20 protein-coding genes are annotated in these 20391 nt (G+C 65.4%); 11 read left to right on the top strand and 9 right to left on the bottom strand.

Going from position 1 to position 20391, the window contains the following annotated elements; translation table 11 throughout:
• Positions 1 to 125: 125 nt before the first annotated feature.
• The 3 genes from CSQ95_RS03140 to CSQ95_RS03150 all read right to left on the bottom strand — a co-directional run bounded on the left by CSQ95_RS03140 (position 126) and on the right by CSQ95_RS03150 (position 4517).
• Positions 126 to 1283, bottom strand: a complete 1158-nt coding sequence (locus CSQ95_RS03140) for a sensor histidine kinase KdpD (RefSeq protein WP_099408444.1) — start codon at positions 1281 to 1283, stop codon at positions 126 to 128.
• Positions 1284 to 1351: 68 nt separating this feature from the next.
• Complete coding sequence (locus CSQ95_RS03145) at positions 1352 to 2224, bottom strand: hypothetical protein (protein ID WP_143449888.1); 873 nt, start codon at positions 2222 to 2224, stop codon at positions 1352 to 1354.
• 85 nt (positions 2225 to 2309) lie between these two features.
• The gene (locus CSQ95_RS03150; RefSeq protein WP_099408446.1) at positions 2310 to 4517 is read right to left on the bottom strand and encodes a TonB-dependent siderophore receptor; all 2208 of its coding nucleotides are present in this window, start codon (positions 4515 to 4517) and stop codon (positions 2310 to 2312) included.
• Between the two features lie 233 nt (positions 4518 to 4750).
• Here CSQ95_RS03150 and CSQ95_RS03155 point away from each other — a divergent pair, with 233 nt between their 5' ends.
• The 3 genes from CSQ95_RS03155 to CSQ95_RS03165 all read left to right on the top strand — a co-directional run bounded on the left by CSQ95_RS03155 (position 4751) and on the right by CSQ95_RS03165 (position 8257).
• Positions 4751 to 5422 (top strand): hypothetical protein, encoded by a 672-nt coding sequence (locus tag CSQ95_RS03155; RefSeq protein WP_143449889.1) that lies wholly within the window; start codon positions 4751 to 4753, stop codon positions 5420 to 5422.
• A gap of 639 nt (positions 5423 to 6061) precedes the next feature.
• Positions 6062 to 7015 carry a 2-hydroxyacid dehydrogenase gene (locus CSQ95_RS03160; protein WP_099408448.1) on the top strand — a complete coding sequence of 318 codons (954 nt, stop codon included), beginning with the start codon at positions 6062 to 6064 and terminating at the stop codon, positions 7013 to 7015.
• Between the two features lie 51 nt (positions 7016 to 7066).
• Positions 7067 to 8257, top strand: coding sequence for a low temperature requirement protein A (locus CSQ95_RS03165; RefSeq protein ID WP_099408449.1), 1191 nt, complete (start codon positions 7067 to 7069; stop codon positions 8255 to 8257).
• Between the two features lie 13 nt (positions 8258 to 8270).
• Here CSQ95_RS03165 and CSQ95_RS03170 read toward each other — a convergent pair whose 3' ends face one another.
• The gene (locus CSQ95_RS03170; RefSeq protein WP_099408450.1) at positions 8271 to 8801 is read right to left on the bottom strand and encodes a GNAT family N-acetyltransferase; all 531 of its coding nucleotides are present in this window, start codon (positions 8799 to 8801) and stop codon (positions 8271 to 8273) included.
• A 91-nt stretch (positions 8802 to 8892) separates the two neighbouring features.
• Between CSQ95_RS03170 and CSQ95_RS03175 the strand changes: the two genes are divergently transcribed.
• Positions 8893 to 9459 (top strand): XRE family transcriptional regulator, encoded by a 567-nt coding sequence (locus CSQ95_RS03175; protein ID WP_099408451.1) that lies wholly within the window; start codon positions 8893 to 8895, stop codon positions 9457 to 9459.
• A gap of 2 nt (positions 9460 to 9461) precedes the next feature.
• Here CSQ95_RS03175 and CSQ95_RS03180 read toward each other — a convergent pair whose 3' ends face one another.
• Complete coding sequence (locus tag CSQ95_RS03180) at positions 9462 to 10358, bottom strand: LysR family transcriptional regulator (protein WP_257217927.1); 897 nt, start codon at positions 10356 to 10358, stop codon at positions 9462 to 9464.
• 63 nt (positions 10359 to 10421) lie between these two features.
• On the opposite strand from CSQ95_RS03180, the gene CSQ95_RS03185 reads away from it, so the two are divergent.
• The 3 genes from CSQ95_RS03185 to CSQ95_RS03195 all read left to right on the top strand — a co-directional run bounded on the left by CSQ95_RS03185 (position 10422) and on the right by CSQ95_RS03195 (position 14055).
• The gene (locus CSQ95_RS03185; RefSeq protein WP_099408452.1) at positions 10422 to 11918 is read left to right on the top strand and encodes an MFS transporter; all 1497 of its coding nucleotides are present in this window, start codon (positions 10422 to 10424) and stop codon (positions 11916 to 11918) included.
• 218 nt (positions 11919 to 12136) lie between these two features.
• Entirely contained in the window at positions 12137 to 13705 is a 1569-nt protein-coding gene (locus CSQ95_RS03190) for an EAL domain-containing protein (RefSeq protein ID WP_099408453.1), read from the top strand.
• On the top strand, positions 13702 to 14055 hold the full coding sequence (locus CSQ95_RS03195) for a hypothetical protein (RefSeq protein ID WP_099408454.1): 354 nt from the start codon (positions 13702 to 13704) through the stop codon (positions 14053 to 14055). Before CSQ95_RS03190 ends, CSQ95_RS03195 begins: the two co-directional genes overlap by 4 nt.
• A gap of 3 nt (positions 14056 to 14058) precedes the next feature.
• Here the strand turns inward: CSQ95_RS03195 and CSQ95_RS03200 are convergent, their stop codons facing one another.
• From CSQ95_RS03200 to CSQ95_RS03210, 3 genes are all read right to left on the bottom strand, one after another.
• Positions 14059 to 15411, bottom strand: a complete 1353-nt coding sequence (locus CSQ95_RS03200) for a serine hydrolase (protein ID WP_180278937.1) — start codon at positions 15409 to 15411, stop codon at positions 14059 to 14061.
• A gap of 125 nt (positions 15412 to 15536) precedes the next feature.
• The gene (locus CSQ95_RS03205) at positions 15537 to 16910 is read right to left on the bottom strand and encodes a serine hydrolase (RefSeq protein ID WP_099408456.1); all 1374 of its coding nucleotides are present in this window, start codon (positions 16908 to 16910) and stop codon (positions 15537 to 15539) included.
• Positions 16911 to 16921: 11 nt separating this feature from the next.
• Positions 16922 to 17908: a DUF535 family protein gene (locus CSQ95_RS03210; protein ID WP_143449890.1), complete on the bottom strand. Its 987-nt coding sequence runs from the start codon at positions 17906 to 17908 to the stop codon at positions 16922 to 16924.
• 189 nt (positions 17909 to 18097) lie between these two features.
• Here CSQ95_RS03210 and CSQ95_RS03215 point away from each other — a divergent pair, with 189 nt between their 5' ends.
• From CSQ95_RS03215 to CSQ95_RS03230, 4 genes are read left to right on the top strand one after another with little or no spacing between them, the layout of a single operon-like run.
• Positions 18098 to 18706, top strand: coding sequence for a hypothetical protein (locus CSQ95_RS03215; RefSeq protein ID WP_099408458.1), 609 nt, complete (start codon positions 18098 to 18100; stop codon positions 18704 to 18706).
• A 29-nt stretch (positions 18707 to 18735) separates the two neighbouring features.
• On the top strand, positions 18736 to 19170 hold the full coding sequence (locus CSQ95_RS03220; RefSeq protein ID WP_099408459.1) for a DUF1801 domain-containing protein: 435 nt from the start codon (positions 18736 to 18738) through the stop codon (positions 19168 to 19170).
• A complete protein-coding gene (locus tag CSQ95_RS03225) occupies positions 19167 to 19718 on the top strand; it encodes a hypothetical protein (protein ID WP_099408460.1) in 552 nt (183 codons plus the stop codon). Before CSQ95_RS03220 ends, CSQ95_RS03225 begins: the two co-directional genes overlap by 4 nt.
• Before the next feature lie 3 nt (positions 19719 to 19721).
• Positions 19722 to 20009 (top strand): hypothetical protein, encoded by a 288-nt coding sequence (locus tag CSQ95_RS03230; RefSeq protein WP_099408461.1) that lies wholly within the window; start codon positions 19722 to 19724, stop codon positions 20007 to 20009.
• 210 nt (positions 20010 to 20219) lie between these two features.
• Here the strand turns inward: CSQ95_RS03230 and CSQ95_RS29565 are convergent, their stop codons facing one another.
• A complete protein-coding gene (locus tag CSQ95_RS29565) occupies positions 20220 to 20384 on the bottom strand; it encodes a hypothetical protein (RefSeq protein WP_180278938.1) in 165 nt (54 codons plus the stop codon).
• Between the last annotated feature and the right edge of the window lie 7 nt (positions 20385 to 20391).

Raw genomic sequence — 20391 nt, forward strand, 5'->3', positions numbered from 1 at the left:
GTGATTTCCCTTGAGCCGTGTCTACGTATAGCTCAGCAGGAAGCGTGCCAACAGGGCGGGCGTGAACAGGTGTAAAGATGACCACTTTTGTGGCGCAAATCAGTCATCTGCACCGCTTTGGTGCGCTAGCTGTCACTCTTGGGGAAGTCTGCGGGCGGGACGAAGGGACGGCAATCGACGGGCACGTCGAAGATGAAGCTGGTGCCCGTTTCGGCCGCGCTGTCGACGGCGATGCTGCCGCCATGGCTTTCGGCCACGCTCTGCACGAAGGGCAGGCCGATGCCCCAGCCTGGCGCGGGGCAGTTGTTCTCGCGGCGCAGATAGTCGAAGATGCGTTCCGCCTGTTCCGGCGCGATGGGTCGTCCGCTATTGTGGACGGTGAGGATCAGGCGTTCGTGCACCGCTTCCACGTGCACGCTGATGGGCGCGTCGTCGCCGTATTTGAGGGCATTGCCGAGCAGGTTTTCCAGCGCGCGGCGCAGCGAATTCTCGCACCACCAGCCGACGACGGATTGCCCGCTGACCTGGCATTTGTCGGGCCGCTGCAGGTTGACCTGGCTAGCCACGGCGTGCACCAGCGGCAGTACGTCGAACTGGCTCAGCACCAGCGGCAACTGCTGCCCCTGATGATAGCTGAGGCCATCGAGCAATTCCTCGATCATGCTGTCGAGCCGCTTGCTGTGCTCGGCAATCTTGTGCGCCAGCAATACCACCCGTTCCGGGTCCGCCGGCCTGAGCAGCAGCTGGGCGCTGGTGCTGATGACGGCCAGGGGATTGCGCATATCGTGCGACAGGCCGGCCGCCATGCGGCGCCGGAAGCTTTCGTGCATGCTGGTAAATTCGCGTATCGATTCGCGGATGCCCGAGTCGATCGATTCGTTGATCACTTGCCAGTCCTTGCTGCGCAGGGTGATGCCGGACTCATGCGCGACTTCGGCAAAGCAGTCGCGGAAGATCTGGTATTCCTGGATGACCTGTTCCGGCCCGTAATTGGTCATGCGCGCCCGTTCATTGCCATGTACGGCGGGCACGTTGCTGTTGCTGGTGGCATTCTCGCGCGGGTGGCCCGGGGTAAGGGCCTCGGCCAGGTTGTCGAAAAAGGCCGGCAAGGTATTGATGAGTATGGGCGTGAGCAACTGGTCGGCGCCGCGCACGCTGGTGCGCACGCGCTGTTCCCAGGCGCTGAGGACGGCGTCGCGCATGGCGAAGATGCGCTGCGCGCGCTGAAGTGGATGGCGCACGCCCGCCTGGCGACCCGCCTGATGATCCGTGGCAATATTCACCTGAACTCCCTGACAGGAATGACTATGCTCATAATAGTATGCGCCTAATCCGCCGCCGGGGAAACGCTTTATTGTCCAGTATCGGCCTGGCGCACGGCCGCATACAGGCGGGAAAGCGAGGCTGACCACTCGGTCAGCGAAAAGTTCTGTGGGTCATCATGACCGTTCGCAAACCCTGTATCGAGCACGGCGTGGAAGGCGGGAATCAGCCACGTTCCCTTGCGCACGCTGGCGGCGATATACAGCAGGGCCAGGCGGTCGTATTGGGCCGGCGTAAAGCCGGGATCGGGCGCCAGGCCATCGTTGCCCTTGCCGCCGCCGGGCACGGAGTTGCGCGGCTGCACCAGTTCCACGTGCAGGAACAGGCCCGTCAGCGAAGGCTTGTCCTTTTCCAGCTTGCTGGCATAGCTGGCCGTGCCAAAGTCGCGCACGGCCAATGAATCGCCGAGGCGGTTCACGTAGACATGGCCTTTCGGACCGCCGCCCAGCGCCGGATTGCGCAAGCTGAAGTCGTTGAAATCCCAGCTGGCGTCGTTGATGTGATCGGGAATAGTTTCTAACAAGAAATTCGGGTAGCTGGTGTCGTGGATGACGAAATAGCGGGCCATGGGCGCGGCCAGCCGGCCCACGGCGCGCGACAGCGGTGCATCGACGGCGCCGCCCGCGTCCGCCTCGGCGATGCCTTGTTCCGCCAGCCAGGCGCGCAGGGCGACGGGGGCGATGCCCGTGCGCTGGCCGACGTGGGCGGCAAGAAAGGCCGGCAGCGGCGCACTGTCGCCCAGGCGCGCATACAGTTTCACGGGGCGCAACAGACACGTGGCTTGCGCCCGCGCATCGCCCTTGAAGCCGCTTTTCCAGGCGGCGTAAGGGCAGGCGGCCTGCTTTTGGGCAGCGGCGGGCAGGGACAGGCAGAGCAATAACAGGAGGGCAGGGAGTTTCATGCGGGCATTGTCGCCCAAATCCGGCCGTTGGCACAGGCGCGCACGCGAAGCTGCCCGGGGAAGGGGCAGCTTCGCGTCGGTCCGGTTAAAACGCCACGCTGCCCGATACGACGAAGGTGCGCGGCGCGGCCAGCACGAGGCTGCCCGCATCGAAGGAAGACACTGCGGAAGCCCAGTAGCTGCGGTCGGCCACGTTGTCGATGCGCGCGCGCAAGGTCACGTCATGGCCCGCCACCTGCGTCAGGTAGCGCGCGCCGATGTCGACGCGGGTCCAGGACGGCAACTGTTTGCTGTTGGCCAGATCCGCATACTGCGTCGAGGTGTAGACGGTGCGGGCATTCAGGCTCAAGCCCGGCGCGCCGGGCACGTCCCATTCGCCGCCCACGCTGAGCTGTGTTTTTGGCGCGCCGATGGCGTTCTTGCCATTGTTGGCCGGCTTGTCCGTCTTGCGCTGTTCCGTATCGAGCCAGGTCAGGCCGCCCAGCAGGCGCACGCCCGCCATCGGCGTGCCGAAGACGGACAGTTCCAGGCCCTGGTTGCGCTGTTCGCCCGACAAGGTGGCGCGCGAGCCGACCACGGCCGGCAAGGGCTTGGCGGTCGAGAACAGCGCGGCGCTCATGCCCAGCCTGCCGCCGTCGTACTTGATGCCGATTTCCTTCTGCTTCGACTTGTACGGCGCGAAGACTTCGCCATGGTTGCTGACCAGCTGGTTATCCTTGCCATCGAAGTAGGTGCCGCTGGCCACGGGCCCCTTGACCAGCGCCTCGATATAGTTGGCGTAGACCGACACGTTCTTGCCGGCCTTGTAGACGATGCCGGCCACGGGCGTCGTGGCGCTCTTGTCATAGCTGGAATATTGCACGGCCGTGCCATAGGCATACGCCGCGTCGCGGATCTGCTGGCGGCGCAGGCCCACGGTCAGCAGCAGCCGGTCGTCGAGGAAGGCCATGGTATCGGCCACGGCGTAGCTGTTGAGGATAGTCTTTTGTGTCAGGCGCGGGTCGTTCATCACGCCGCCCGAGTTCGCGGGCAGGGTGGGCGGCATGGCCACGTCCAGCGGATGGTAGATATTCGTCGGCAAGCCTGCATAGTCGCTGATCGCATACGCATTTTTCGCCTCGTTCCAGTGACCGGACCAGCTGGCCACCAGGGTGTGCCGGACGGCGCCGGTATGGAGCTTGCCGCGCACGCCCAGTTCGCCCGTGCGGATTTCCTGCTTGCGGGCATTGTCGAAGCGGTACACGCTGGCATCGCCATTGAGCGCGCTCAACGTCGGTTGGGCCAGGCTGTTCGCTTCCTTCGTCGAGCGGCTGCCGAACGCGGCCCAGGCCACGACATCCTTGGCAAGGTCGACCTCGGCGCGCGCCGTGCCGAACACGTCATGCTCCTTCGAATAGCTCCATGGCTGGGCAAAGTTCTTCGACGCATCGGGCGCGCCTGGCAAGGCCGTCAGGCTGCCCGTGTTGATGGAAGGGCGCGGCGCCGTCAAATCGAAATTCTGGTAGCCGGCGTCGGCCGACAGCCGGTAGTTGCGGCCCCGATAGTCGAGGCCCACCGAGAACATGCCCACGTCATGGTCTTCGCGCTGGATGCCGGTCTCGCCCTGGCGCTTGGCGGCGTTCACGCGCACGCCGAATTCCTGGTGCTCGCCAAAGCGGCGCGCCACGTCGATGGCCGCGTAGGCATGGCCGCCCGATTCCACGCCCACGGTCAATTCCGTCAGCGGCGTGTTGCCGGCGCGTTTGGGCATCAGATTGATGGCGCCGCCGATGCCGCTGCCGCCCGGCGCCGCGCCGTTGAGGAAGGCGCTGGCGCCGCGGAACACTTCCACGCGCTCGAGTAATTCCGGCGAGACATATTGACGGGGCAGGACGCCGTACAGGCCGTTGTACGCCACGTCGTCCGAATCGAGGGCGAAGCCGCGGATCACATACACTTCCTGGAAATTGCCATAGCCGCGCGACATGCGCACGGCCGGATCGCTCTGCAGCAAGTCGCCCACGCTGCGCGCTTGCTGGTCGGCAATGAATTGCTGCGTGTAACTGGTGCTGCCGAATGGCGAGTCCATCATGTCCACGGACCCGAGGATGCCCATGCGCCCGCCGCGTGCCACCTGGCCGCCCGCATACGCCTTCGACAGTCCTTGCGCCGACGCATCGGCCGAGGCATTGACGACTACCGTGGGCATGGTTTGCGCGTCGCCGGCCGGCACGGTTTGCGCGTGGGCGGCGGCGCTGGCCAGCAGGAAGGCGGCCAGGGCGAACGGGGTAGGGACGAGGCGGAAGGTGCGCATGGTATTGTTTGGATATTAATGAGAATGATTATCATTATATTCCAGCACAGCGCAGCGCGTGGGAAAGTGTGAGAAAGCGATGAAAAAGTCGTTATTTGTGCAACATCCGATACCCCAGGGTGCCGGAATCTGGCGAGAAAAGGCGCGCCAGGCGATACCTTGTGGATTTATTAATGCCTATGGTCAAGTTTCGCTAAAATAAGCCATCGCGCCCGGCGCCCACAGGAAACCGCATGCCATTGCACCGCCATCTACAGTCCGCTTCCATGCGCCTACGGGGCGGCTTGAGCTTCAAAGGCGCGGCCGTCGCCCTGATCCTGGCCATGCATGCGCTGGGCCTGTATTTCCTCCTGCTGCCGGCACGGCAGCTCAAGCAATATACGGAAGTGGCCTTCATGACCTTGCTGCCGCCCCGGCCCACGCCGCCGGCGCCGCCGATGGCCATGCCGCCACCCATGCCGATTCCCGTGCCGCGCGCGCGGGCTCAGGTTCCGTCCGTCGTGCCTGACATGCCGCCCGTGACAGCAGAAGCCATCACCATGCCCGCCGAGGAATTGTCCGCCGCGCCCCCGAACTCGCCAGCTGGCCCCGATTTGCGCACGCGCGCCCGGCTGGCCGCGGGCGCGGCCGACAAGGCCTTGCGCGGCGAACTCAAGCAACAACAGCCTTGGCTGGCCGCGGCCGACCTCAAAGGCGACAGCGCGTTCCAGAAACAGGTCGCCTCCGCCTGGCGCGGCGGCCCCGTCATCCGCGTAGAGGAATACCTGACGGCCGATGGGCGTCCCGCCACGCGCGTCGTCAACCCCGGCGGTGCCACGTGCTTTGGCATGGATGCGAACCCGGGCGCGGGCGCCGACCCGTTCAAGACGGGCGGCAAGATCAAACGCGTGCCTTGCCCTGGTTGAGCCGGATTGAATGCTATGTAGGTCAGATTAGCGCAGCGTAATCTGACAGTCTGCGTGGCAGCGCTTGTCGGCTTGCGCCCTGCGGGCTAAGCCGACCTACGGCGGAATCGGGCAGCCCGACGCAGGCAAAGACCGCTCGGCATGCAGTTGTAGGTCAGATTAGCGCAGCGTAATCTGACAGGCTGCGTGGCGGTGCTTGTCGGCTTGCGCCCGGTGGGCTAAGCCGACCTACGATGGAATCGGGTGGCTCCCCGCAGGAAAAGACCGCGCGGCGCGCAGTTGTAGGTCAGATTAGCGCAGCGTAATCTGACAGGCTGCGTGGCAGCGCTTGTCGGCTTGCGCCCTGCGGGCTAAGCCGACCTACGGCGGAATCGGGTAGCCCGACGCAGGCAAAGACCGCTCGGCATGCAGTTGTAGGTCAGATTAGCGCAGCGTAATCTGACAGGCTGCGTGGCGGTGCTTGTCGGCTTGCGCCCGGTGGGCTAAGCCGACCTGCGATGGAATCGGGTAGCCCGACGCAGGCAAAGACCGCTCAGCGCGCAGGGTTTTAGGGGCGGTATTAGGGTATGCCATCCCCGGCTGGGTCTCAAATATGCTAAGTTGCGTCTGCAAATCTTGTCGACACGACCCAGGACGCCCATGCCACCCGAACTCCTCATCCTCGCCCCCAGTCCCTCGGCTGCCGTCAACGCGCAGCTGGAACAGCAATATACCTGCCACCATGCCTGGCAAGTGCCGGCGGATGAACGCCACGCCTGGCTGGCCGAGCGGGCGCCGGCCATCCGCGCCGTCGTCACGACGGGCGCGCTGGGCTTGAACGCGGCCGACATGGGCTTGCTGCCCGCATTGGAAATCGTCGCCGTCAATGGCGTGGGCCTCGATGGCGTGGCGCTCGACGTGGCGCGCGAGCGCGGCATTGCCGTTACCACCACGCCGAACGTGCTGACGGACGACGTGGCCGACATGGCGCTGGCCTTGCTGCTGGCCAGCGCGCGGCATGTCGTGGCACTCGACCGTTTCATGCGCGATGGGGGCTGGGAACGCCGCGAGGCCATCGCCCCCGCATCTACCCTGCGCGGCAAGACGGCCGGCATCTTCGGTTTCGGCCAGATCGGGCAAGCCATCGCACTGCGCCTGGCCGCCTTCGGCATTCATGTGCGCTACTTCCAGCCGCGCGCCATTGCAGGCACCAGCGTGCCGCGCGCGGAGTCCTTGCTGGCCCTGGCGCAGGAAAGCGATTATTTGATCGTCTGCGCGCCGGGCACGCCGGCCACGCGCAAGATCATCGACCGCACCGTGCTCGACGCGCTGGGGCCGCAAGGCACCCTGATCAATATCGCCCGTGGCGCCCTGATCGACGAAGACGCCCTGATCGGCGCCTTGCAGGATGGCCACCTGGGCGCGGCCGGCCTCGACGTGTTTGCGGACGAACCGCGCGTGCCAAACGCCTTGCGCGCCTTGCCCAACGTCGTGCTCACGCCGCACGTGGGCAGCCTGACCGTGGAAACACGCCATGCGATGGGGCAACTGGTTGTCGATAACCTGGCCGCGCATTTCGCCGGCTTGCCCTTGTTGACGCCAGTAAAGTTATAAATACCCACCCGGGACGTACCGTTTTAATCAAGCATGAATGAAAGAGTCGCTATGGAATTAAGTAAATCGCTGTTGCGCACGCGGGGCGGGCTGGACAGCGGCAAGGTGGGCATGATCGAGCTGTTCTTCGATCTCGTGTTCGTGTTTGCGGTAACGCAACTGTCGCACGGCTTGCTGGCGCACCTGAGCGCCATGGGCTGGCTGCAGACGGGCTTGCTGCTGATGGCCGTCTGGTGGGTGTGGATCTTCACCTCGTGGATCACCAACTGGCTCGACCCCGAGCGCATCCCCGTGCGCATCAGCCTGTTTGCGCTGATGCTGGGCGGGCTGATCATGTCGGCCTCGATACCGGAAGCGTTCGGCACGCGGGGCCTGGGCTTTGCGGGCGCCTATGTCGCCATGCAGGTGGGCCGGCCCCTGTTCGCCTGGTGGGCCGTGCGCCATGAAGCGCTGGCGCGCCGCCGCAATTTCCAGCGCATCGCCCTGTGGGCCGTGCTGTCCGGCATCTTCTGGATCGCCGGCGGCATCGCGTCGCCCGAGCAGCGCATCTTCTGGTGGGCCGCGGCCCTGCTGATCGACCTGGCCGGACCATGGATGCTGTTCGGCATGCCGGGCCTGGGCCGCTCGACGACGGCCGACTGGGACGTCGATGGCAGCCACATGGCCGAACGCTGCGGCCTGTTCGTCATCATCGCCCTCGGCGAATCCTTGCTGGTGACGGGCGCCACGTTCGCGGGCCTGGAATGGACGGCCGGCAACTGGCTGAGCTTCTTGTCTGCCCTGGTCGGCAGCATCGCCATGTGGTGGATTTATTTCGACACGGGCGCCGAAGCGGGCCACCACCGCATCGCCCACTCGAAGGACCCGGGGCGCATCGCCCGCAAGGCTTACACGTATATCCACGTGCTGATCGTGGGCGGCGTGATCGTCAGTGCCGTGGCCGATGAACTGGCCCTCGTGCATCCGGATGAAGCAAGCTTCGCCGGCATCAGCGCCTTGCTGGGCGGCCCGATCCTGTATCTGCTGGGCAATGCGCTATTTAAATGGGTCAGCAGCGACCGCACCGCGCCGCCGCTGTCGCATCTGCTGGGCATTTTGATCATCCTGGCGCTGATCCCGATGGCCTACGGCCGCCTGTATTCGCCCTTGATCCTGGCCTGCATCACGAGCTGCGTGCTGGTACTGGTGGCCGTGTGGGAGCACATGGCGCTGCACCGCCCGCCGCCGGAGATCGATCCCTGATGCCGGCGTGACCTTATCCGGCCGGCGCGATGTCGTCCGGATCGCTGCGCGCATCGAGTTGCAGCTGCAAGAACGCCAGGTCCAGCCAGGCGCCGAACTTGGTGCCCACCTGGCGCATCAAACCGACTTCCTCGAAGCCCAGCTGCTTGTGCAGGGCGATCGAGCCGGCATTGCCCGCCTCGATGCCCGCCACCATCACGTGCTTGCCCAGGCCGCGCGCCCGCATAATCAGTTCCCCCATCAAGGCCTTGCCGACCCCGGCGCCACGGCTGTCGGCGCGCACATACACGGAATGCTCGACCGTATGGCGGAAACCCTCGAACGGGCGCCAGTCGCCGAACGAGGCGTAGCCAGCCACCTTTTCCTCTGCATCGATGGCGACGAGCACGGGATAGCCGGCCCGCTCGCGATCGGCCAGCCAGGCGGCGCGATTGGCCGCATCGACTGTCCGTTCATTCCAGATGGCCAGGGTATGGCTGACGGCATCGTTGTAGATGGCCGTGATGGCCTCGATATCGCCCGCGTGGGCATCGCGTATGCGCATGTTGATCTCCTTGCTAGTAGTCTACTATAATGGACAAATAATAGTGTGCCGCCCACGCCTTGTCCAATAAAATCCGAATGGAACCCGATATATGTCCACTAAACCAGACGAATTGAACCAGCGCATCGGGGCCCGGGTGCGCCTCGAGCGGGAAAGCCTGGGCTGGTCGCTGACGGACCTGGCGGCCCGCTCGGGCGTGTCTCGCGCGATGGTGCACAAGGTGGAGCGCGGCGATTGCAGCCCCACGGCCACCTTGCTGGCGCGCCTGTCGGGCGCCTTCAGCCTGAGCATGTCCGAACTGATCGCCCGCGCGGAAATGCGCGAGGGACGCTTGCTGCGCAAGCTTGAGCAGCCCGTGTGGGTCGACCCGCAGAGCGGCTATGTGCGGCGCCACGTGTCGCCCGCGTCCGACATGCCGCTCGACCTCGTGCACATTACCTTGCCGCCGGGCGCCGTGGTGGCCATGCCGGCCGCCGCCTACGTGGCGCGGCGCCAGCTGATCTGGTCACTCAGCGGCAGCCTCGTCTTCATCGAGGGCGAGACCCGCCACGTGCTGGACGAGGGCGACTGCCTGGAACTGGGGCCGCCGGCCGACTGCGTGTTCCGCAATGAAACGGCCAGCGCTTGCACCTACGCCGTGGCCGTCCTGAAGGCCTGAGGCTAAGCCAGCGCCGCCGAGCGCAGCTGGGCGATGAAGGCGCGCGCGGCGGGCGCCTGTTCGTGGCGGCGAAACGCCACGGCGATTTCCGAGCTGATCTGCGGCGCCGCCAGTTCGCGGAACACCACGCCGGGCAATTGCACGCTGGCCATCACGGAGTGGGGCACGATGGCGCAGCCCACGCCCAGCGACACTTCCGTCAGCACGGCCACCAGGCTGCCGGGGCGCGACACTACCTGCGCCGCAAAGCCGCCGCGCCGGCTCACCTCCAATGTCCCCAATTCCTGTTCCGGCACGATGAAGGCCTGCTGCGCCAGCACGGCCGGTGCCGCCACCTCCAGCCGGGCGAGCGGGCTGTCGGCCGGCACGGCCAGCACGAAGCGGTCGCGCAGCAAGACCACGCTGTCCAGTCCGTCCGGCAAGTGCAGCGGCGGGCGCACGAAGGCCAGGTCGACTCTGCCCTGGTCCAGCAAGCCGGGCAGGGCATCCATCGCGTATTCGCGCGCGCCGATGCGGATGCCGGGGTGGCTGGCGCGAAACTGCGCAAACTGTCCCTGCAGCACGCCGGCATAGGCGGCCGAAGCCACGTAGCCGATTTCCAGCCGTCCCAGTTCGCCCCGTCCCGCCCGGCGCGCCACGTCCTGCGCCTGCGCCAGCTGCTCCAGCGCGCGCGCCGCTTCCAGCACGAACAGTTCTCCGGCCGCCGTCAGGGACACGGCGCGCTTGCTGCGCTGGAACAGGCGCGTGCCCAGCAACTGCTCCGTTTCCTGCACCTGCTTGGTCAGCGCGGGCGGCGAAATGCCGAGTTCCGCCGCCGCCCGCGCGAAGTGCAGGCTGTGCGCGACGGCCAGCACGCAGCGGAAATGCCGCAATTCCATGTCTTTGTCTGTATTCACCATGGGTAAATTATAAGGCGCTTGTCTTATAACAGGAAATAACATCAGCCTGCTTAAAATACAGGCATGAAGAATACCAACTGGACCCTCTATACCTGCTCGGGCGTGTGCGCGCTGATCATGCTCGACACCAACGTCGTCGCCGTCTCGCTGCCGTCGATCGCCCGCTCGCTCAACGCCAGCTTCGTCGATGTGGAATGGGTGGTCAGCGCCTACATGCTGGCGTTCGCTTCGTTTTTGTTGCCGGCCGGCAGCATCGCCGACCGCCTGGGACGGCGCAAAGTGATGCTGTATGGCCTCTCCGTGTTCGCGCTGGCGTCCTTGCTGTGCGGCCTGGCGTGGACGCCGTTCGTGCTCAACGTGGCGCGCGCCGTCAAGGGACTCGGTGCCGCGCTGCTGCTGACGTCCGCGCTGGCCGTCATCGGCCACACCTTTCATGCGGAAAAGGAGAGGGCGCGCGCCTGGTCCGTGTGGGGCGCCGCCATGGGCGTGGCCATGACGGTGGCGCCGTTGTTGGGCGGCCTCGTTACGAGCGTCATCAACTGGCGCTGGATTTTCTACCTGAACCTGCCCGTCGTCGCCATATTGATGTGGCTGGTAGGCAGGCACGTGGACGAATCGAAGGACGCTTCCAACGCCAGTTTTGATCCATTGGGCGCACTGCTGTTTTCCGCCGGCCTGTTCTGCATCATCTGGGGCTTGATCGACGCCAGCGTGGCGGGCTGGTCCAGCCATGCCACCATGCTGCGCTTTGCGGCCGGCGCGGCGCTGCTGGTAGTGTTCGTGCTGGTGGAACGGCGCCAGCGCGCGCCCATGGTCGATTTGAGCCTGTTTGGCCGGCGCGTGTTCGTCGGCGCCGTGCTGGGCATGTTCGGCTATGCCATCGCCGCGCAAGTGATGATGACGTTTTTGCCGCTGTACCTGCAGAACGCCTTCGGCTTTTCCGCAGTCCTGGCCGGCTGCGCCATGCTGCCGTTCGCCGTCGCCATGGTGGTGCTGTCAAGGCTGGCGCCGCGCGCCATGCGGGTGCTGGACGACCGCGGCATCCTCGTGACGGGTCTGCTGATCGTCGCCTTGGGCAACGTCGCCACGGCCCTGGCCGCCGCCAGCCTGCAATACGGCTGGGTGGCGGCCGGCATGGTCGTCACGGGCGCGGGAGCGGGCTTGCTGAACGGCACGACCCAGAAGGCCATCCTCGCCTGCATTCCGCGCGAGCGCACGGGCATGGGTTCCGGCATCAGCACCACCACGCGCTTTGTCGGCATCGTGCTGGCCGTCGGCGCGCTGGGCGCCGTGCTGGCCATGCGTACGGCCGCCTCGTTCGAGCAACTGGCGTGGCTGCACGGCTTGAAAGCCTCGCCCGAGATGATCGGGCGCATCGTTGCCGGCAACGCGGCCGACGCCTTTGGCCAGCTGCCGCCCGCGCTGCAAGCCGTGGCGCAGGAAGCGGCGCGCCATGCCTTCATCGACGGCTTTGCCAGCGTGCTGTATCTGGCTGGCGGGCTGGCGGCCGTGGCGGCGGCGCTGGTGTTCGTGCTGGCCAGTCCGCTGGAAAAAGTGTAACTCTTCAGTAATATGCGCGTGCACCGCCCGCACTTGTAATATGATGCCATCGAGAAATACATGGCAATCATATAACACGATCAATCAAGAGCGTCGAACAGAACCGTAGCGAGCGGCAGTGAGTTGTGGCTGAGAAGCGGAGCTGTGCGAATGCACAGTGAGCATCGGAAGCCGCAAATCGCGACGCGCAGTAGGTTATGTTCGGTGCGGAGAGTCGCATGCGCAGAAAACGCATTATCGTGACCAGCGTGCTGGTCGCCGTCATCGGCGTGGCCGCCCCCCTGAGCCTGGCCTTCTATCTGTCGTCCGTGCGCGCCGAGCAGGGCGAGCAGGAACGCCTGCGCCTGCTGGCCGGCTACGCGCTCGAGCGCGCCCACCGGTCCATCGCGTCGGCCGGCGCCGCCCTGCGCAGCGCCGATGCGCTGGACCTGGCACCGTGCTCGGAGGCGCATATCCAGCAGTTGCGTCGCATCACCATCACCACGCGCAGCATCGACGATATCGGCTACGTGGAAAACGGCTTGCTCAAATGCACGTCCACGGGCATCGAAGAAGCGCGCATCGCCGTCACCCCCGCCGGTTTCACGCTGGCCAACGGCATGGGCATCGATTTCAACCTGCGGCCCGTCGTCAGCGGCGGCAAGCGCATGGTGGGGCTGTCCCACCGCGCCTACAAGGTGCTGATCGATCCCGTGCGCTTTTCCGACGTCATCGTCGACAGCGATATCCAGATGGCCGTGGCCATCGGCAAGCAGGGCGTGCTCGACACCTTGCACCATCCCGACCCCGCGCTGGTGCAAAGCCTGCTCGCCGGGCTGCCGGCGGCCGTCAACGCCGCGCCCGACGGCCACATCCATGCGACGCTGTACCGCGATGGCTTGACGGCCGTCATGATCGAGCCGCGCAGCAAGCTCAACGACAGGCTGCGCCGCGAACAGCTGCTGCTCCTGCCGCTGGGCCTGCTGATGGCGGCCTTCATCGTCGGCATCGTCATCTGGCTGTCGCGCCGGCGCCTGTCCTTGCGCGGCGAACTGGAAACGGCGGTCGAGCGGCGCGAATTCTTTGTCCATTATCAACCGATCATCGCGCTCGACACGGGCGTGTGCGTGGGCGCCGAGGCGCTGATACGCTGGCGCCGTCCCGACGGCAGCATGATACGGCCCGACCTGTTCATCCCCGTGGCCGAGGAAAGCGACCTCATCTTGCCCATCACGGACCAGGTGATCGCCTGCGTCATCGCCGACATGCGCGCCGCGCTGCTGGCCGACCGCGAACTGCACATCGCCATCAACCTGTGCGCCAGCGATATCGAAACGGGCCGGGTGCTCGACGTGCTCGAACGCGCGCTGGCCGGCACGGGCATCGAGGCGCAGCAAATCTGGCTGGAGGCGACGGAGCGGGGCTTCATCAACGTGGAAGCGGCCCGCGCAACTATCGAAAAAGCCAGGGCACGGGGCCACGCCGTGGCCATCGACGACTTCGGCACCGGTTATTCCAGCCTGTCGAGCCTGCAAAACCTGCCGCTCGACGCCTTGAAAATCGACAAATCCTTCGTCGACACCATCGGCACGGATGCGGCCACCAGCAGCGTCACGCCGCACATCATCGACATGGCCCGCACCCTGAACATGCTGATCGTGGCCGAAGGCATCGAAACGCAGCAGCAAGCCGATTATTTGCTGGAACGCAAGGTCGAATTCGGCCAGGGCTGGCTGTTTGCGAAAGCGTTGCCGGCCTTGGACTTCCTCGCCTTTTACGCAAGCCGCCGCCTGCCATCGCCCACATGAAACAGCCACATTTTCCCTATCCATTGCAGCCGCTGCGCGTGCCGGGCGGCTGGCACATCACCGTCAACACCCTGTTCGAGGTCGAGCCTGGCCCGGATACCATGCAATGGTTCAGCAGCGCATTGCTGCTGTGGGGCAGTTGCCGCGACAGCGGTTACTGCTTCAATTCGCATTTTGAACCGGAAGACGATCCGCAGGGTGAGTTCGTGCTGGAGATGGGCAAGGTGGCATACGACCGCCACGGCAAGATCGTCCAGGGTAGCGACGCTTTCCTCGGCGAATTTCGCACGCGCAGCAAGGCGCAATTCGTCGCCCGGGTCGAGCAATTCATGCAAGACCCGGCAGCGTAGGTTTTACTGCTTGCGCGGCAACACCACGTCCTGCCCGCCTTGCGTGAGCACGGCGCCGGCGATCTTGCCCGCGGCATCGCGCGTAAAGGCCAGGTCCGCCTCGATGGCGCGGAAGAAAAATTGATCTTTCGCGCTGGCAAACAAGGGGGCTGAGCCGACGCCCGTGCCTGCCGCTTCCAGTCCCTGCTTGCCCAGGGTTACCGTCAACGTGAAATCCTTGTCCAATGGATACTCGCCCACGTACTCGGCCAGCGCGGCGCGCGGCAATTCGATGGCGGCCAGCGGCTTTTTCAGCGGCGGCAAGGGCGTGCCGGGCAGCAGGGCGGACAAGCCCAGCGCGTCGATATCGCGCGCTGCGTTCGTCAACACCACCACGCCCCGCTTGCCGTCCGTCGTGAACGCCGCATAGCTGGTGTAGCCGCCCGTCTGGCCGCTGTGCCAGGCGTAGCTTTGACCCTGCCGCTGCTCCAGCAGCCATGCCAGGCCGATTTTCGTCTCGCTGTCCGGTGCCAGCTGCCGCTGCGGCTTGAGCGCCAGCGCATACGGGCGCAGCGGCTTGAACATGTACGCTTGCAGGTAGGCAACCATGTCGCGCGCGCTCGAATATACGCCGCCGGCTGGCGCCACCACGTTCAAATCCCAGGCGAGTGTCGGCTCGCCCGACAGCAAATGACCGGGCGCCAGGCGCGCCAGCATGCCGTGCGTGGGCTTGTTCGAGGTCGAGCGCATGCCCAGCGGTACCGCGATGCGCTTTTGCAGCAGCGCTTCATAGCTGGTACCGGCCTGTGCGGCCAGGGCCGTGCCCAGCACGGCATAGCCGATGTTCGAGTAGTCAAATTTGGTGCCCGGCGCGCGAGGCAACTGGTAGGCGGCGAGAAATTGCCGCTGCTTCGCTTCCGTGTAGTCCGCATACGGATTGGCGGGGTCCTTGGGCGCGAAATTGTCGGGCAGGCGCGGCAGCGAGGAATAATGCGTGGCCAGGTCGAGCAGGCTGATCTGCTTGCCGTCGAAGGCCGGCATGGTGTACCCAGGCAATATTGCCGTCACCGGCGCGTCGAGTTTGACCTTGCCTTCGACGACGGCGTCGGCCAGCAGCAAGGCCGTCATGGTCTTGGTGACGGAACCGATCTGGTAGACGGTGTCGGCGCCCGGCTTGGTATTCTTGCCTGCATGCACGCTGCCAAAGCCGTAGACGGCGCTGGTCTTGCCGTCGATCACGGCGATGACGATGCTGGGGAGCATGCCCGTGCGCGTAAGTTCCTCGGCGCGCTGGCGCACGGCGTCGTCCAGGACGGGCGCGGCCAGGGCGGCGCCGCCGAGCAGGCAAAGGGGAAGAAGGGCGAAAGTGGGTGTCATGGGAAACCTTGTCCAGGGTGGGCCGAATGCACGCCGGCACCTGGATAAGGTGGCTGGTATGCCCTGGGAAGCATACGGCGCCAACATGAAGGGCGCCTGAGTTTTATGCCACTTTTGCCGCTTTGCTAAGGTTTGCGCTTGCCCGGCATGGCCTGGCCGTTCTGGTGCAGGACGACGCCCGTGATGGCACCCTGGGCGTCGCGCTGGAATACCAGTTGCGCTTCGACCACCTTGTAAAAGAAGGTGTCTTTCGCGCTGGCATACACGGGCGCTTCGCCCTGGCCCGTGGCGCCCACCAGCAAGCCGTCGGGACCCTGGCGCACGCTGAGGACAAACGTGGGCGCCAGCGCATACTGGCCCGCATATTGGGCCAGTTCGGCCGGGGCGATGGCGATTTCCTTCGGCGCCGGGGCATTTGGCGGCGGCAGGCTGCCGGGCAGCAGCACGCCCACGCCCAGCCCATCGACGTTGCGCGCCGTGCTGCTCAGTACCACCACGCCCCGCTTGCCGTCCAGGGTGTAGCCGGCAAAGCTGGCATAGCCGCCCGTCTGCCCGTTATGCCAGGCGAAAGGCTGGCCCTTGACCTGGTCAAGCATCCACGCCAGGCCGATCTTTTTCACGCCGTCGCCATCGCCTTCGCCGGCGAGTACCCGGCGCGGCTGCACGGCCAGTTGCTGTGCGGGACTGGTCGCCCGCATGTACGATTGCATGTAGGCAATCATGTCGCGCGCGCTGGAACGCACAGCGCCAGCCCCCGCGATGGCCTGGAAATCCCAGTTCGCGGCCGGCTTGCCATCGGCCAGGTGGCCCGGCGCCAGGCGCGCATGCAGGGCCGGCGTCGTCACTGCCGAGCTGCTGGCCATGCCCAGTGGACGGAAAATGCGCGCTTGCAGCAGTTCTTCGTAAGACATATTGGCTTGCGTGGCCAGGGCCGTGCCCAGCAAGCCATACGCGAGGTTCGAGTATTCATACGCGGCGCCCGGCGCGCGCGCCAGCGCATGGCCGGCCAAAAAAGTGCGCAACTGGCCTTCGGCATAGTCGGCGTAGGGATTGCGCATGTCCGCCGGCGCCAGGTTGGCGGGCAGGCGGGGCAAGCCGGAAAAGTGCGTGGCCAGCTGGCCCACGGTAATTTTCTGGCCCGCCAGCGCGGGGATGGCGTAGGCGGGCAGCAGTTCGGCCACCGGCTGATCCAGTTGCGCCTTGCCCGCCACGACGGCGTCCGCCAGCAGCAAGCCCGTCATGGTTTTCGTCACGGAGCCGATTTCATACACGGTGTCGGCATCGGGCACGCCCTTGTCGCCGGGTCGCGCGCGGCCGAAGCCGTACACGGCGCTGTCCTTGCCGTCGATCACGGCGATGACCAGGCTTGCATGCTTGCCGTCACGCACCAATGTTTCCGCCCGTTCCCGCATGGCAGCGTCGAGGGTGGGCGCGGCCACGGCGGCGGCGCCGGACAGGGACAGGAGGGGCAGCAGCAGGGTGCGTAAACGTGGAGGCATCGTCGATTCCGTCAGGAAAGTGATTGATGGGAATACAGCATAACAGCATCACTGGCAAGATAGCCGTTTTGGCAAGATGGTGCGGCGATCATGGCCGCCAGCTGCGCGCGCATGTCGGCGGCCATGCCGAGCAGCAATTCGCCGCGCCGGCGCGCTTCGGCGCGTTTCTTCGATGGCACCCCGGCCAGATCCGGCACGCGGTAAGCAGCGCAGGGCAAGTGATAATTGCCGTCGCGCATGCGCAAGGCATGCAATTCCTGCCACGCCAGGTCGTAATCGGCGGCGATATGGCGCCGCCGGCGCGCATTCAGGGCGATGCGGTTGTCGTTGCTGATCAAGAACAGGTTGGTGCAGGCAAAAAAATCGCCGAAATCGCGCAAGGCCGTCACCATCAGGTTTTTCGGACGGCAGCCGTGCAGCGCCCGCGTGGCGTCCTTGACGGCCAGCTTGCCCGCTTCCGAGCGCAAGCCTTGCAGTGCGCCCAGCTGCAGCGAGACGCCATCGGCGCGCGGCACGAACAAAAAGCTGGCCAGGTACAGGGGCAGGCCGTCGCGCGTCAGCCGCAGGCACAGTTCGCCCTCGCGGTAGCTGTCGTGGATGGCCGTCAGCTGCAAACGGTATTGCGCCCCGTCCTTGCCGTCGAACGCGGCCAGCACCACGGGTTCGCGCGCGGCCCGTTCGACCAGCGCACGCGCACCCGCCTGCCACAGGAAGCGGTAATGTCCTTCCAGCAAGGCCAGGCGATCCGCGCAACCGAGCCGGCGCGACGCGTATGGGCGGTAAATCTTGAAGCGCAGGCAGGGATGCAGCTGCGCCAGCGAGCTCAAGCCCGGCATGCTGCCGATGAAGGCTTGCCAGCGCGTGCGCTGGCGGGGAAAGAAGAGGGCGCCCAGGGCCGCTTTCAGGCGGTGGCCGCTGGAGGAATATAGTGGCACTGCGGGTGGCGTGGCGGGCGGCACGGCGGCGCCGTGGTGCAAGGTCAAAGCGATGTCATTCATGGTTCTGCCGAAAAATGGCAGGCGCTGCACAATGAGAGCCTTGCCAATTTGAATGCTACGCGGGCCAGGTGAATTTCATATTAAGAAGCTATTCCCACGGTATCTAGAGGATGGAAACTAAACATTTGCCTTTTGGCAATGTGGCCGGTTATGCTCGCGTCACTGTGACCCGATGAAATGATTGCCCCCATGAAACTCCGCCATTTGCTTGCCATCCCCATGCTGCTCGCCGCGCAGGCCGCCCATGCCCAGGACCGCACGGCCGATCCTCTGGCGCCGCTGGCGCAATGCATCAACCGCAGCGAGTTCCAGTTCAAAACGCAGGACCGCTTGCCGGCCAGCGCGACCACGCGCGTCGTCAAGATGGCGGCGGGGGAGCGCCGGGTCTCGACGGCCGATGGCTACCGGCTGATGCTGTTCCGCAAGAGCAGCTTGCCCCTCGCGAATCTGAAGATCGAACGCAGCGCCGCAGACCAGTTTGCCGCCGACCGCGAGACCATCGTGGCGCAAATGCAGGAGATGTCGGCCAGCAGCAAGCCGCCGCATCAGGTGCCGCTGAAAACGGACGCGCGCCAGGGCGTGGAAGTGCTAGGATTGAATAACGCCAGCATCGCGGAGACACCGGGCATTATCAGTTTCTATACGCTGCTGCATGCCGCCAGCGGCACGGTCGCCAGCGCCTACGTGCTGAACCAGCCGGCCGACCCGCGCGACTTTGCCACGGACGCCCAATACCAGGCCTTGCGCGACCAATTCATTGCTTCGCTTGCCAACTGCATGGCCGATCCTGCGCAGTAAGACAAGCGCACAGGAAGGAGACGTGAACCATGAAAAAAGCCGCTGCAAGCGCGCCGCCCGCCGGGGAAGCGGCAATCACCGAATCGCCCGCCCGCCAGATCGACGCGAAAATCGCCTCGCTGGCGGACTGGCGCGGCAAAACCCTGGCCGCCGTGCGCGCACTGATCCACCAGGCGGACCCGGAGGTGGTCGAAGAAGTCAAATGGCGCGGCGTGCCCGTCTGGTCGCATGCGGGCATGATTTGCACGGGCGAAACGTATAAACTGGCCGTGAAACTCACCTTCGCCAAGGGCGCCGCCTTGCCCGATCCGGCCGGCCTGTTCAATTCCAGCCTGGACGGCAACACGCGCCGGGCCATCGACATCCACGAAGGCGAGCATCTCGATGCCGCGGCGTTCAAGGCGTTGATACGCGCCGCCGTGGCCGCAAATATGGCGCCAAAACCAAAACGGACGAATACTTGAGACATTATCTGTATATCTGGCACGACCCGGCCGAGCGCATGCTGGTCGCTTCCGGCATCGAATTCAACGATGTCATCCCCGCGCTCCTGGACGCGGACGGCATCGTGCTGCGCAAGGGCAGCGCCGGGACGCCCAGGAAACCTGCCGGCTACCAGACCCTGGCGCGGCAGCAATTGCCAGCGCTGGCGCATGAAGATATCCATGCCTGGGGCAGCCACGCCTGGGCCGATTGGCAGGGCGCGCCGCCGGCCCCCGGCGATGCGGACGTGGCCGCGATGCTTGACCATCGTGGTGCGCTCACGCCGCCTGCCGCCTTGCGCAGCCGCTTTCTCGCCTTTGCCCACGACGACGGCTGGTACCTGAAACTGTTGTATGCGGCATGGGACGATGTGGCGCAGCTTCTCGCCGGCGCCATCGCGCCAACCTTGGGCGAGCTCGACATGGACGCGCTGCAACAGGGAAGCGACGGCTATTGGCTGCAGGACGGCGCGGTCCAGGCCGAGCTGAAAACCTACAATATCGACAGCGTGCTGAATCGCCGTTTGTAGCCCATGAAAACGCCACAAGAAAAGAAACACCTCAGTTACGCCAAAGACCGCCGCAATAATTATGGCGAAAACAGTAAATCCTCGCGCAAGGCGATTCACGCCGCCAAGGCACGGGCGAATCGCATGGAGAGACATACGCAAGAGCAACTATTGGCGTCCACTCTGAAAGCGGACGACGCCGAGCAGTTGGCAGCGGTCGAGAATCGCGTGCGTGCCACGCTGCCCAGGCGATGGCGCAAGTTTCCCGATACGGCGCTCGGCCTGGTGCTGGCGCGCCGCCGGCCTGCTTGATACTGCCGGCACGGCTTGGCCTCGGCGGCATCCAGGAAAAGATGTAAAAAGTGGCGCGCAGCGCGGCTTTGCCGCAGCAGTGGCACCAGGGCAGCCTGGATGGCGTCCTCGAGCGCATCCTGGCGGACGTTGATGCCACGGTGTCCGCGATGGCTGTCCAGTGCGGCTGGTGCCCGTTTGAAATTGCAGCTCCCGGCGGCGGAAGATGTCTCATTGCTCAGTTGCCAGCGCCAGCAGCGTCGCGTTGATTGGCATCAAGGTGAAATGCTGTGCGTACTCGTCCCCGTCGGCCGTCATCTGGCAGGCGAAATACCGGGGCAAGCCTTGAGCGCTGGCCAGGCCCGTCCCGCGACCGTCATAGAGATCCCATACCATGTAGACA

The organism is Janthinobacterium sp. BJB304, from assembly GCF_002735765.1.
GTDB lineage: Bacteria > Pseudomonadota > Gammaproteobacteria > Burkholderiales > Burkholderiaceae_D > Janthinobacterium.